At 59.5% G+C, this 12,010-nt stretch carries 17 protein-coding genes; 6 read left to right on the forward strand and 11 right to left on the reverse strand.

Features of this window, described 5'->3' with window-relative positions; all coding sequences use genetic code 11:
* Window positions 1-3 precede the first annotated feature (3 nt).
* The 6 genes from OLZ32_RS27870 to OLZ32_RS27895 all read left to right on the forward strand — a co-directional run bounded on the left by OLZ32_RS27870 (window position 4) and on the right by OLZ32_RS27895 (window position 7,602).
* A complete protein-coding gene (locus OLZ32_RS27870; RefSeq protein WP_264423911.1) occupies window positions 4-2,910 on the forward strand; it encodes a toprim domain-containing protein in 2,907 nt (968 codons plus the stop codon).
* Between the two features lie 144 nt (window positions 2,911-3,054).
* Window positions 3,055-3,372 carry a hypothetical protein gene (locus tag OLZ32_RS27875; RefSeq protein ID WP_264423913.1) on the forward strand — a complete coding sequence of 106 codons (318 nt, stop codon included), beginning with the start codon at window positions 3,055-3,057 and terminating at the stop codon, window positions 3,370-3,372.
* 125 nt (window positions 3,373-3,497) lie between these two features.
* Window positions 3,498-3,755 carry a hypothetical protein gene (locus tag OLZ32_RS27880; protein WP_264423915.1) on the forward strand — a complete coding sequence of 86 codons (258 nt, stop codon included), beginning with the start codon at window positions 3,498-3,500 and terminating at the stop codon, window positions 3,753-3,755.
* Between the two features lie 45 nt (window positions 3,756-3,800).
* Complete coding sequence (locus tag OLZ32_RS27885) at window positions 3,801-4,538, forward strand: hypothetical protein (protein ID WP_264423917.1); 738 nt, start codon at window positions 3,801-3,803, stop codon at window positions 4,536-4,538.
* On the forward strand, window positions 4,538-5,041 hold the full coding sequence (locus OLZ32_RS27890; RefSeq protein ID WP_264423919.1) for a hypothetical protein: 504 nt from the start codon (window positions 4,538-4,540) through the stop codon (window positions 5,039-5,041). The genes OLZ32_RS27885 and OLZ32_RS27890 overlap by 1 nt, the downstream gene beginning before the upstream one ends.
* A 2-nt stretch (window positions 5,042-5,043) precedes the next feature.
* Window positions 5,044-7,602, forward strand: a complete 2,559-nt coding sequence (locus OLZ32_RS27895; RefSeq protein WP_264423921.1) for an FAD-dependent oxidoreductase — start codon at window positions 5,044-5,046, stop codon at window positions 7,600-7,602.
* Between the two features lie 64 nt (window positions 7,603-7,666).
* On the opposite strand, the gene OLZ32_RS27900 is transcribed toward OLZ32_RS27895, so the two are convergent.
* The 11 genes from OLZ32_RS27900 to OLZ32_RS27950 all read right to left on the reverse strand — a co-directional run bounded on the left by OLZ32_RS27900 (window position 7,667) and on the right by OLZ32_RS27950 (window position 12,009).
* Window positions 7,667-8,701: a polysaccharide pyruvyl transferase family protein gene (locus tag OLZ32_RS27900; RefSeq protein WP_319641141.1), complete on the reverse strand. Its 1,035-nt coding sequence runs from the start codon at window positions 8,699-8,701 to the stop codon at window positions 7,667-7,669.
* Window positions 8,702-8,817: 116 nt separating this feature from the next.
* Window positions 8,818-9,009 (reverse strand): hypothetical protein, encoded by a 192-nt coding sequence (locus OLZ32_RS27905; protein WP_264423923.1) that lies wholly within the window; start codon window positions 9,007-9,009, stop codon window positions 8,818-8,820.
* Window positions 9,010-9,031: 22 nt separating this feature from the next.
* Window positions 9,032-9,304, reverse strand: a complete 273-nt coding sequence (locus OLZ32_RS27910) for a hypothetical protein (protein WP_264423925.1) — start codon at window positions 9,302-9,304, stop codon at window positions 9,032-9,034.
* 61 nt (window positions 9,305-9,365) lie between these two features.
* Window positions 9,366-9,575 carry a hypothetical protein gene (locus OLZ32_RS27915; protein ID WP_264423927.1) on the reverse strand — a complete coding sequence of 70 codons (210 nt, stop codon included), beginning with the start codon at window positions 9,573-9,575 and terminating at the stop codon, window positions 9,366-9,368.
* 69 nt (window positions 9,576-9,644) lie between these two features.
* Window positions 9,645-9,839, reverse strand: coding sequence for a hypothetical protein (locus OLZ32_RS27920; RefSeq protein ID WP_264423929.1), 195 nt, complete (start codon window positions 9,837-9,839; stop codon window positions 9,645-9,647).
* 70 nt (window positions 9,840-9,909) lie between these two features.
* On the reverse strand, window positions 9,910-10,449 hold the full coding sequence (locus tag OLZ32_RS27925; protein WP_264423931.1) for a WYL domain-containing protein: 540 nt from the start codon (window positions 10,447-10,449) through the stop codon (window positions 9,910-9,912).
* Window positions 10,446-10,850 carry a DUF3850 domain-containing protein gene (locus OLZ32_RS27930; RefSeq protein WP_264423933.1) on the reverse strand — a complete coding sequence of 135 codons (405 nt, stop codon included), beginning with the start codon at window positions 10,848-10,850 and terminating at the stop codon, window positions 10,446-10,448. Before OLZ32_RS27930 ends, OLZ32_RS27925 begins: the two co-directional genes overlap by 4 nt.
* A gap of 244 nt (window positions 10,851-11,094) precedes the next feature.
* Window positions 11,095-11,457 carry a hypothetical protein gene (locus tag OLZ32_RS27935; RefSeq protein WP_264423935.1) on the reverse strand — a complete coding sequence of 121 codons (363 nt, stop codon included), beginning with the start codon at window positions 11,455-11,457 and terminating at the stop codon, window positions 11,095-11,097.
* Entirely contained in the window at window positions 11,454-11,621 is a 168-nt protein-coding gene (locus OLZ32_RS27940) for a hypothetical protein (RefSeq protein WP_264423937.1), read from the reverse strand. Before OLZ32_RS27940 ends, OLZ32_RS27935 begins: the two co-directional genes overlap by 4 nt.
* Complete coding sequence (locus tag OLZ32_RS27945) at window positions 11,618-11,788, reverse strand: hypothetical protein (protein WP_264423939.1); 171 nt, start codon at window positions 11,786-11,788, stop codon at window positions 11,618-11,620. Before OLZ32_RS27945 ends, OLZ32_RS27940 begins: the two co-directional genes overlap by 4 nt.
* On the reverse strand, window positions 11,788-12,009 hold the full coding sequence (locus tag OLZ32_RS27950; protein ID WP_264423941.1) for a hypothetical protein: 222 nt from the start codon (window positions 12,007-12,009) through the stop codon (window positions 11,788-11,790). The genes OLZ32_RS27945 and OLZ32_RS27950 overlap by 1 nt, the downstream gene beginning before the upstream one ends.
* Window position 12,010 lies beyond the last annotated feature (1 nt).

Here is a 12,010-nt window from a genome sequence, read left to right on the forward strand (position 1 = left end):
CGCATGAATCCGCAAGGGCACACCGAACAAGACGTAATCGCGGATTTCCTTGGTGCGATGAAGGCCGCCGGCATCCAACTGGACACCGGTTCGCCGAAGGGGCCGCATCCGGTGGCGGATGGCAAATTGCACCGTGCCAACGCGCTCGGGAAGAAGACCAAAAAGAATATGCACGTTTGGTACACGCTCCATTTGGACGGTGTCCCCGCCGGCGCATTCGGTGACCTCGCCGCCGGTATCGAAGATACTTGGTGCGCAAAGAAGCCTTCGTTGATGACGGATGAAGAGCGCCGGGCGCTACGGGACCGGATGAAGCGGGCGAGCCAGGAGCGCGCGGAGCAACAAGCCGCGATGAACAAAGCCGCCGCCGAAGCCGCTGGCCTCATCATGAAGGCAACCGGCAAGGCTCCGGCGGACCACCCATACTTGGCGAAGAAGGGGTTGCCGGTGTTCCCCGGCTTGCGCGTCCTGAAAGAGAATGTCCGCTACACCATTGACCCCGAGGAGGAGCCGAAGACGGCGCGGGCCGGCAATCTGGTGGTGCCGATGTTTACGCCCGGCGGCGAGCTTATCGGCGCGCAGATTATCCAGCCCGATGGCACGAAACGATTCCTCAAGGGGACCGCGAAGGAAGGGAATTATCATTCGATCGGTAAGGCCCCGGAAGAGGGTGGCGTCATCCTCATCGGCGAGGGCTACGCCACCGCGGCCCGCCTCCATGAAGCAACCGGCTTCCTTTGCATCGCCGCCTTTGACGCCGGCAACCTGATGTCAGTGGCGAAGGCGATACGGAACAAATACCCGAAAAGCCGGATCATCATTTGTGCCGATAATGACCGCTTCACGAAAACCGGAGACGTCGAAAATCCGGGGCTCACCAAGGCCACCGAAGCGGCTGCAGCGGTGAAGGCTCGAGTCGCGGTTCCCCACTTCGATGACGGCGATTTGACCCGGACCGATTTTGACGACCTCGCCCAATTGTGCGGTATCGAGGCGGTCCGCTCCGCTATCGATGACATCTTGAACCCGAAACCGGCGGAGGTGGTTGACCTCGCCGCGGAGCGTGCCCGCCGTGCCGGCGATGAGGCGCCGCCGATGGACAGCTATCCAGATGGCCCCGGCGAGCATGACGCCCCGGATTATGAAGAGGCGCCGCCGCGGCGTGAGGAGACACGGGAAGACGGGACGCGGGAACATCCGCTTGACGGCTTCGGCTCCCCTCATTTCCGTTGCCTCGGTATCGATGGCACCACCTGCTATTTCCAGCCCGGCAACGTGGCCCAAGTTATCGATCTCGCCGCCAAGGAACTCGGGGGCAAAGCTATGCTTCGTTTAGCCCCGTTGGGCTGGTGGGAATTGCAGTTCCCCGGCAAATCGAAAGAGGGTGGCGTCAACTGGCATGAGGCGGCGAACGCATGCATGCAAGCGTGCTTGAGGCGGCGGAAGTTCGTCCCGCATAATCTTGTGCGCGGCCGGGGCGCATGGTTCGAAGGGCATACCCCGATTTTCCATTCCGGGGATTCCCTCATCGTTGACGGCGCCGCCGTTGCTATTCAGGACCACAAGAGCAAGTTCGTCTATGATGAGGGCGATTTCATCCAAGTAGCTATTGGTGACGCCGCGACCACCGAGGAAAGCCGCGCCTTCCTCAACTTGACGAAGTCGCTTCGTTGGCAGTCCAGCATGTCCGGCTACCTCCTCGCCGGATTCTGCGTCATCGCCCCGGTGTGCGGCTTCTTGAAGTGGCGTCCGCATATCTGGATTAACGGTCCCGCGGGCTCCGGTAAGTCCACCGTCATGGATAAGATCATAAAGGCTTCGCTCGGTTCCGTGTCTCACAGCGTGGTGGGCAACACCACCGAGGCCGGTATCCGTGGGATGCTCGGCATGGACGCGATGCCCGTGATATTTGACGAGTCAGAACCGAAGGACATGGCGTCCCAAAGCCGCATCCGTTCCATTCTGGACCTCGCCCGTGTCGCCTCATCGGAAAGCGACGGCCTCATCGTCAAGGGCACATCGAACCAAAAGACAAAGGGCTATCGCGCTAGGTCCATGTTCGTTTTCGCCTCGATCAATACGCAAATCGAAGGCTACGCCGATGAAAGCCGTTTCACGCAACTGACCCTGGCGCCGCCGCCGATCGGGGCACCGGAGGAAGAGGAGAAGGCGAAGAAGCATTATGAAAAGCTGGTGTCCGAAATAATGGGCCTGATGACTCCGAAGTTCGCGACCCGCCTCCTCGCCCGCACCATCCTCAACTTGTCCACGCTTCGCGATTACGTCGATGTCTTCACCGCCGCGGCAACCATGCACCTCGGCGCGCAACGATTGGGTGACCAGCTCGGGCCGATGCTGGCGGGCGCTTACCTCTTGAACACCACGAAGCCGGTGACAGTGGAAGCCGCGCTTGAATGGATCCGTAAGAACGATTGGGGTGACCACACCGCGCGGGACTCCGCCAAAGATACCGAGCGCTTCTTGCAGCACGTGCTTGGCTTCATGGTGAAGCACAACACCCCCGAGGGCGGCAACTGGGAACGCCCGATCGGCGAACTTCTCGAAATCGCGGCCTACGAAGAAGATCAGATTACGCAGGAAACAAGCCACGGGTTTGAGTATGCGGCGAACAAGCGGAAGATATCCGCGAATATCGCGTTGAACCGCCTCGGCATCCGGGTTCATGGCGATATCGCTGACATGAAATGCGATATCACCACCTCCCACGAAAACTTCCGCCGCATCCTTAAAGGGACGGAATGGGCGGGGACGAAGTGGCGGAAGATCCTTGAGACCATCCCGGACGCGGTGGCGCCGAAGGGCAACCGCTACTTCGCTTCCGGCGTCAATACGCCCTATGTTCAAGTGCCGGTGGAGTCCTTACGCGGCTACAAAGTCGAGGAAGCTTAAAGATCAAGTTGCGTTGATGGGCTCAACCTTTCTTCATTGATGATGTGGCGGGGATGCCGAAGATAAGTTCCGCCTAAAGCTAAAGTTCGGCGATACCGGCCGGGTGGTTCGCCACCCGGCAACCATCAACTCGGGAGACTTCTTTTGAAACGCCTCTTCCTTTCCGCATTCGCACTGCTTTCGCTCGCATGTGTCACGATGGCGCCGCTGGGCGCCGCGGCCTACATGGCGCCGCCCGATCCCGGCATCACCGCCACCACGGAACGAATCTCACGCGATATCGCGACCCCGGCCGTCGTTTCTCTCCACGCCGAGAAATCGGAACGCGAGCGATTGCGTCCCACCGTCGTGGTTTATAACGCGCGTACCTGCTCGACCCGTGTTCCCGATGCCGCCGGCCGTCTCCGCCAGGTCACCGCCCACCGAACCTTCGCGGTGCCGTGGATCAACTGCAAACGATAAAATCGTTGATCTCAAAAGATGAGCCCGGTTCCGCCGGGCTTTTTCTTTGCGGTTTCCTTCGTGGGCAAACCCCACTGTACGACGGTATTTGTCGGCCATCGATAGAGTGGCAGGGACGCGCGGGAATGGCGGACACCGAATATAAGACGGCGGAAGTGGGGAGTTGGACGAAGGTTTCCGACGACCTGCAAAACGTCTTCATCTCCCATGACAGAACCGACCCCGTGCACGTCCATATCGGGTCCGCTGACCCGGATGCGAATAGCGCGTTTCACCGCTGCACCGCGGACCGGCCGTTTTCGATGTCCGGGGTTTCCGGGAGAGACATCTATATCCGGTCCGGCGGAACCTCTTCAATTCAGGTCACGGTGACGGCGGTTTAAATGGCAACTACCGAAGATCTTGTTGCGGCTCGCGTTGTTACGGACTTGCTGGAAAAGGCGAGGGCGGTTCTTCGTGACTTCCAAGCCGCCGAAGCCGCCGCCGCTGATTCCGCTGGCGCCGCGGGGCGAAGCAAGGATTCCGCGATCGGCGCCGCCACCGAAGCCTTGCGCCTTCTCGGCGAAGTCATCGAGCGGCGCAACGAAATCTCCGCGATAATCGCCGCCAATATACCGGGCCACGAATGGGATGGCACCGAACTCCGGTTGATGAACCCGGATGGCACCATTGGCGCCGCCGTCAACCTTCAAGGTCCGCGTGGTTTCCCCGGTATCGAGGGGCCGCCTGGGCCGCCATCGGAGCAAGATAGACGGGTTCCGGTTGGGGCCGCCACCGGCGCGTTGTTTATTCCGGCGCCCGAACATCTCGGGACGCTTCGAGTCCTCACCTCCGGCGGTGAAGTCACGGTCGAGCTTCGGGCGGACCTTGAGGAAGGTTACAACGTGGCCTTGATGCAAGGCGGCGACGGCAACCTGATTTTCACTCCTGGCGACGGCGCCTCGCTCTCCTCCCCGGATGGACTCAACAGATCCCGCCGCCGCTTCTCCGAGGTTGTGGCGAAAGTGTTCGCCAATCCTGATGGCGCCTCCGCGCAATGGGTGATTGGCGGCGACCTCGGTGAATTCGTTTTGGAGCCGCCGGACGGCTCTTCCTTTGTTGCTTATTTGGGCTCCCGTGTCTCCTACAACGGCGTGCTCGTTACCTATCCTGATGGGGGTTACTGATGGCTGATACCGATTTCGTCACCGCCTTGGTGGGCACGCTTCAAACACCTGGCGCCGGCAACGTCGCCGCGCTGAAGGCAGCGGTGACCGCTTCCATCAATATCGCTTCCCAAGCGGAAGCCGAGGCCGGCGCCGACGACGCGAAGCCTATGACGGCGGTGAAGGTGAAGCAGCAAACCGCCGCCGCGAAACTCGACGTTGTCGAGGTTGTCACCGATACCTACGATCCGGTGGCAACCGATAATCAGAAAGTCCGTGTCCTCACGGACCCCGATGGTGTCGGCTTGGTGCTTCCTAACGATTTCCCGGTCGGATTCGCCGCCACCTATGTCCAGGGTGGCGAGGGTCAAATCACGTTCTCGGTTGAGGCCGGCGGCACAATGAATCAAGCGGATGCGTTCACGCATTCCCGGAAGAAATGGTCGGCGGTCACCGCCGTAGTGTTCTCGAATCCAGGCGGCGCCTCCGCGGTCTGGATCATTTATGGCGATATGGAAGAATAATCATGGGTATGCACATCGGCCCCGGCTCCGCCTTCTCTCTCGGTCTCGCTTCGTCTCTTCGGCGTAGCGGTGGCGTTCTCCCCGGTCTCGCGCCTTACACCTTTGAGGTGGAGACCGAAAACCTTGTCGCCGCATTCGCCACCCCTCCGAGCGTAGGGGACAAGCGGACGCGGAACCGCTTCATCAAGCGGCTGAAAAAGCAAATCGATGGTTCAAGCGTCTGGTCAAAGGCCAAGATGATTATGGCCCTCGGCGCAGATGAAAATTCCTCGCTCCGCTGGTGGAATGATCCTTCGCGGACCGCCACCAAGATCGGAACCCCGACTTTTAACGCGTCCTTCGGATGGACCGCAACGGCGAACGGGCAAGCCTTGAACACCGGCTTGCTCGCCAACGAACTGGATCCCAACGACCTCGGCGCTTACATCTATTGCACCTCGGAACCCACGGGTAGCAGCAACAGCGATATGGGCGTTGTCAACGCGTCTTCGCAAGGCATCTCGATTTGCGCCCGCCGCGCCACCAATGACAACATGTCTATTCGCCTCGCCTCCGGGGTCACAACGGCGATTTCGGCCGATGGTGACACCTTCGGCGGTGGCCTCTCCGGCGCCAGCCGCTTCGATGGGGTCAGTGTCACCGGTTCGCACAACGGTGTCACCAAAAACACGGTGTCGCTTGCTTCGGTGGCGTTGCCCGCTCTCCCTATCTATCTCCTCGCTCATAACGCCAACGGCGCGGTAAGTGCGTTCTCGCCACGCCGCCAAGCGTTCTGCTACATCGGTCGCGGGCTGACCCCGGCGCAAGAGACTGAGCTTACCGCCGCCGTTGGCGAATACCTTGAGGCATGCGCCTATGGTCACGCCTACATCGAAGAGGTCGGGGTCGGCACCGAAGTTATCAATGTTGACTTCATCGCCTACGGCTTCACGCCGCAATCCGTGCTTTCTTGCCTGCAGGCCGCGCGAAATGGTCTTTCCGTTGCCCTTGTTGGCGGCTGGCGTGATCGCTTCAATTTCGGCGGGATGTCCTCAGGCGGCCTCGGGTTCGGCGATGTCCTCAGCACCGCCGCATTCGGCGGGCTTGTCCGTTACCTCATCAGGCGCATCAAAACCATCGGCAACCAAGCGACGGAACAATACTATTTTGAACCGCGGTGGATGCAGTGGGCGCTACGCGAGCTTCTGACCCCCGAGAAAAACGGCGGGTTCCAGATCCCTATCTATCAGACGAATGGCGTTCTATCGGTCCAGAAGACGGGAACCGAAGTCACCTCTTTCACCACGGTGGACGGCCGAACCTTCAACATCAAGGGCGGCGTTGACAACTCCTATGAAATCGACTTCGCCAGGGCGGCGGGGTGCTCCACCCGCATCGGCCGCGAAGCCGCAACGGGTGCCAGCGCGGAATCCTTTAACGGCGTCCGCGCCACCTTCAACGAATATCCGGGGGTTGACCCGTGGAAGACGCCAGGCGTTCCCGCATCGGGGCTTATCAACCTGCTCACCGCTGTTCGATCGACGTTTACGCCGGCGCTCAACACGCTTGCGGCGGCGGGAACCGCAGACAATAAAACTCAGGCGTACAATTTCCGCATGACCATGACGAACTCGGCGAGGTGGCGGAGGCCGCTACCTACGACTCCGCCGCCGGGATACGATGTCGCGGACTACGAAATTCTTCTTCGGTTCATGGCGGCGAATCCTACCAAAACCAGCTTCTTCGACTACTTCAAGGCCGATGCCTTCTATACCGGCGCCGGAGAAAGCAAGTTCGACGTCAACAACCGGGCGGGACCCGCGGCGCCGTCAACCGACTTCATCGGCAAGAGTTGGGCCTACCCGACCTCCCCGTACTCGGCTCGCGAAGCTATATGGAAGGCTCACTGGAATTGGATTATGGGCATGCTGTATCTGATGCAGCACGGCACCGACCCCCGGATCCCGGCGGCGCTGAAAACAAACTGCCTGGCCTGGGGTTTCTGCGCGGATCACTATTTCAGCCCGCACGAAAACGATATCGTCAACATGAACCCGCAACTCTACGTTCGCGAGGCTTCGCGCCTTGACGGGGTCGCCAAACTCTTGGGCGATGAGTTGAAGCGCAACGACGGTGGGGTCCCATCGATTTCCACAAACACCGTATCCATGATCTCCTATTTCATGGACTCCCACGGCGTCGAGTACATCGCGGTTGAAAAGACGGCGGGGACATGGCTGGTGGCCGGCGAAGGTGGATTCGGGGAGCCCGATGGAGAGTTGGGCGGGACCGATGGCATGTTCCCGTTGCCGCTCGAAGTCTGCACGCCGAAGCCAACGGAATGCACCAACATCTTCGTGTCTTTCGGGATCTCGGCGAGTCATATCGGCTTCGGCGCGGGCCGAATGGAATTCACAGCGATGCAGACCGGCCAAAGCCTCGGCCAAATCGCGGCGGAAGCGATCAATAACAATCGCATTTTCCAAGACACCGCGAACTATCCGGCGGCCCGAACCGCCCTCTTGGCGAACGCCTTCGCGTTGACCAATGAACCCGCGCCCATCCTCGCGCAAACAACCTGACACCCGCGAATGAAAAGGCCGCCTCCGAGGCGGCCTTTCTGCTTCTAAGGGGGTGTGGCGCGGTCTACGCGGCCAACGGCTTGCTTTGCTGATACCATGCCCCGGAAGCCTCATAGGGTAGCCGGGACATCGCCTGTAGGACCTCTTCCGGAGTGGTTGCCTTCTGGACAAGCGGGGTCGCCGAGGTCCAGGCATCGATATAACCATGCACCTTTCCATAGTTGTTATCGAGGGCGACATGGGGGACGTTCATCAGCACCGAAAAGATATGGATGTGGAGACGGTCCGTCACGATCCGATTGCCGGCGGAAAGCAGCTTGATCCCGTAGTTGACGCGTCTCGCGGTGACATCTTCATGGTGTTGCGCGCGCACCTGATACTTGCGCCAGCTACCGCGAGCCAGCGCCTTGAACCCGGACTGTGGTTGACGGAGGGCTAGGTCTTTCGGGGCGCCCATCCAATCCCAAACCGGGCCTTCAACCTTCTTGATGACCTCGGAGATATCCAGTCCCTTTTCGCGATCGTCACGAAGCATGTAAAGGGTGTGAAATTGATCCGCGGCAACCGGCTTCATCTTGCCGATGCCGAAAGCGGTATCGGGCAGCAATTGAACCGGGCAATCAAAGCTTTTCGCAAGCTCGAAGCTCCTATGGTCTCGGGTCATCAGATGGAATTTGCCGTGGGCCGCGATTTGGCGCTTGCAGAACTCGAGATTTTCAGGGTCGCGGAATTGGATGGATTGCGGCATCTGGACGATTTGCCGGCCCGGATACGCTTGCATCAGCTTGTAGCGGATGTCGTCCCGGCCGCGCCAGACATCGCCGAAGTTGCCGCCGCCGCAAATGAAGATTGGACCTTCCGGGGCCTTCTTGCCGAGCAACTTGATGTCATAATCGGTGTAGCCGGTGAAGGAGGGAAGCCGGCCGGTGACCTCGCGAAGCAACTTCGCCATGCCAAGCCAGATCGCGGAGTCCCCGACGTTCTGGTAGTTCGGATAGTCCATCATGACGTAGGGTTGACCGCGCGAAACGAACTGTTTCACCGCGTCAAGCAACAGCGTCCTTTGTCTTTCAATAACTTCTTCGCCAAGGTGTTTCATCGGTTAGCCTCGTTGTGCGGTGCAACTAAAATCGTCTATCGCAACGCCGACCCATCCACAAGATGGCGTAAATAGGGCGGGTTGCAAGTGTGGTTTTCGGGTATCAGAAGGCAAGTCTAGATTCTGGCTTCCGCGGCTTCGTAGGCGCGGAATTCATTGACGCGGTGGACGGTGACGGCGAAGACGGCGAGGGCGGCGATGGTGGAAACCACCAGCATGACCCGGCAGAACCTCGCGGCCTCCCGGATATGATCCTCGGCGGCCTTGCTCATCGGCGTGATGGTGATGACGCGCGGATTAATTTGCATTTTGCAAACTCCTATGGCGTGCTTATTCAGACGCGGTTTCAAGGTTGGAAACGGCTTCCTGCAACTGGCTTTCGATCTCCTCGAAAGCGGAGAACGCTTCTTCCAGGGCGGTGGCGGCGGCATCAGCGGCTTCGCCTTTGTCCCCGCTCTGGAAGGACTCCGGCATGTTGTCGTAGTAATCGCGCTCTTCATCCTTCACCGTCTCGATGGCGGACTTGATTTCATCCATCAAGCTGGTGAGCGTTTCGATATCGGAAAGAATGGCGGCAATTGTCTTGCGGCGGGCCTTGTTCATGGCATTACGCTCCTGGCACGATGAAGTTTGAAGGCGGCCCGAAGGCCGCCGCCGAACCTCATCAGGCGGCGATACCGCAAGCCGAGCACCAAGTGGTGCGGGCGGTTTCGCGGGCTTCGTAAATCTTGCGAAGGTTGGATCCGTGCATTCCGCGGCCGGCGGGAACGTAGCGCATCGCGGGACCAGACTTCTTTCCGAACACCTTGAGAAGTTCGGCGCTCCAAGCCTCATCAGCGAGCTTGAAAGCGTTGGCGGCGGCTTCTTTGTTCATGTCAGTCACTCCGTTTGTTGATGGAGTGACTATGCATCATGCATAGCGCGTTGTCAAATTGCAAACACACTAAACCTGATCTTTTTTCAACGCTTCGAGCTTGAGGCGGGCCGCGCGGATTTCGAGGTCGTCCGCGGACTTGCTCCCATTGGAGTAATAGAAATCATCGGACATCGAAGAGATGTATTGCGCGTCAAGCAAGCCTTGCAAGTTCGCCTCCGCCATCTTGATTTCGGCGGCGCGGGTTTCGGTACGGATAATCATGGTGTCATCTCTTGTTGGGGTGGGGGTCGCATTATGAGGGTTTAGCCGGTTGCGGCGAAGGGCGGATAGGCTATGCCTCCCCCTCAATGACGCCTTCGCCTCCGCAGTCCGGGCATTCGGTAACGGCCTCATCGCCAACGTCACCTTTATGCGGATGCTTATAGCGATCCCAGTCGGTAACGATTTCGCCATTGCCCTGGCATCGCTCACAGGAGACTTGCGCCGGAGCGGGGTTGATATCGGCAACAGCAAAAGAGCGCTCCGCGCCCTTCTCGATATCCCACGCGATGAGGAGCCATTGCGGTTCGGGGTGCCATTCGGTGGCGCCATAGGTGAGGCGGATGGGCTGGACCTCGCGGGTGGCGATTTCGCCGCGCCAGTTCCGATAGGCGAAGGTGAGCGGGGGACCATCGGGGCCGATCGGCGTAAAGGCTTCAGCCTCGATATGGCTCTTGAAGCAGTCCGCGTTTTCCGCCCACCACTCCGAAATCCATTTCATTGACCGCCAGTCCGTGGCCTTGAATGGGTTCGCCTTGAGATTCCAACCGGAGCGCAACGCGGCGCGCCCATCGAAGGGGACACCCTTGGCGTTGTGTGTTGCATCGTTCATCGCAGTTGATCCATCGTTGTAATCGCCCTTTTGATCGTGGTCCACGCCTCGACCTCGGCGTCTATCTCGCTATCGCTCGGCGTCTCCCTCTCCGCGATCGTGGACTCGTTGAGGTGATGCCAGCGGGCGAACTCTTTGATTGTGGTGAGGAGGTCGGACCGGGGCGCGATGCCGAGCACCGCGAAGCCAGGCGGGACACCGAAGCCCTCGGCGAGAACATAGGTGACTTCCTGCCAAAGCATCGCCCCGGTGTAGCGGTTGGTCTCGGGGTCGAACTCGCGCAATTTGAGGATGTCCCCGACCCTGAAATCCCGGTCATTCCGCCGGAACTCGAATGGCTTCACCCCTCGGCGGATCGCTTGGAATGGTTCCGGCCAGCACTTCAAAATGTGTTCTTTCATTGATCTTGATCCATGTGTGATTGTTCCGGCGGGTTTCATGAGAACACCCACGCGAAGAATTGAGCCCATCCGCAGAAGATGCCGACCACGCCGAGGCGGGCGAAGTATTCGGTGCAGAACGAATAAAGCGGGGTCCATGTTGATCGGCGGCCGGGAACGATGCCCGGCCTATCAAGCTCTCGGATCCCGATCGCGAAGCATGCCGCGGAGATGAGGAGCCAAGGAATCCAGAAGGGTGGAAGCATCAGAAGCCCCCTTGCCGGCGGAGGTGTGACCTCATTTTCAGATATTCGATGAAGGAAATGCCGGAATCGTAGGCGAGCCAATCCAGATAGCGTTGCTTCCCTGGCGAAACCTTCGGTGGGGCCGGGCTCCTCGCGACAACGGCGGCGCGGCCGGCTTCGGTGACAGTGAAAACATCGTCACCACCGCTAAGGGCCGAACCGGAGCGGCGCGTCATGAAGCCGAGGTCCACCAGCGCAACACAATCCGCGTGATCCTTGCTCCCCTCGCCTGTTACGAAGTGGTTGCGGTAAGGGTTGCCGCGTCCATATTCGTCTAAGCCAAGAGAGTGCTGCAGGATGTGGAGTTGCTTCGCGTCCATCATGCATCGCCGCCTTTCTCATTGAGCCGGAGAAGGGCGAGGGTGGAAAGGTAAAGGGCGAGGCTCGATGTGCTCGGCAATTCAGCATGGCCGAAAGCGACATTCATCAGCCATAGAACGCCGGCGCCGAAGACGATATCCAAGATGGTGCGGATGTTCGCTTTCATGCCGCACCCATCGAAATAGCGGCGTACATCATGCCGGCGCCGATCGCGCCGCCTGCAATCCATACCGCCTCAAACATGACGTTTGATTTGCAAGTCATCACATTCCAGCCGCAACCAAGCGAGGTCAGCGCGCCGATTAGGAAGAAGACGTGGATCATGAATTCCATCAGTCTTCACCGCCTTTCCGGCGCTTCGCATTTGCGCGCTTATTGTATTCCTTCACCTTCTCGGGGTTCGCGGCTTGGAAAGCGCGCGTTTGAGCAATCCTCTTCTCCCTATTCTTTTCGTAATAGGTGCGGTGATGTTGCTTGACGCTTTCAGGGTGATCTTTTTTCCAGTTTTCAGTAGCTTCGCGCTGACGATCTGGCGTCCATTTAGGTTCGGTCACC

It is taken from the genome of Rhizobium acaciae, from assembly GCF_025941625.1.
Classification (GTDB): Bacteria; Pseudomonadota; Alphaproteobacteria; order Rhizobiales; family Rhizobiaceae; genus Rhizobium; species Rhizobium acaciae.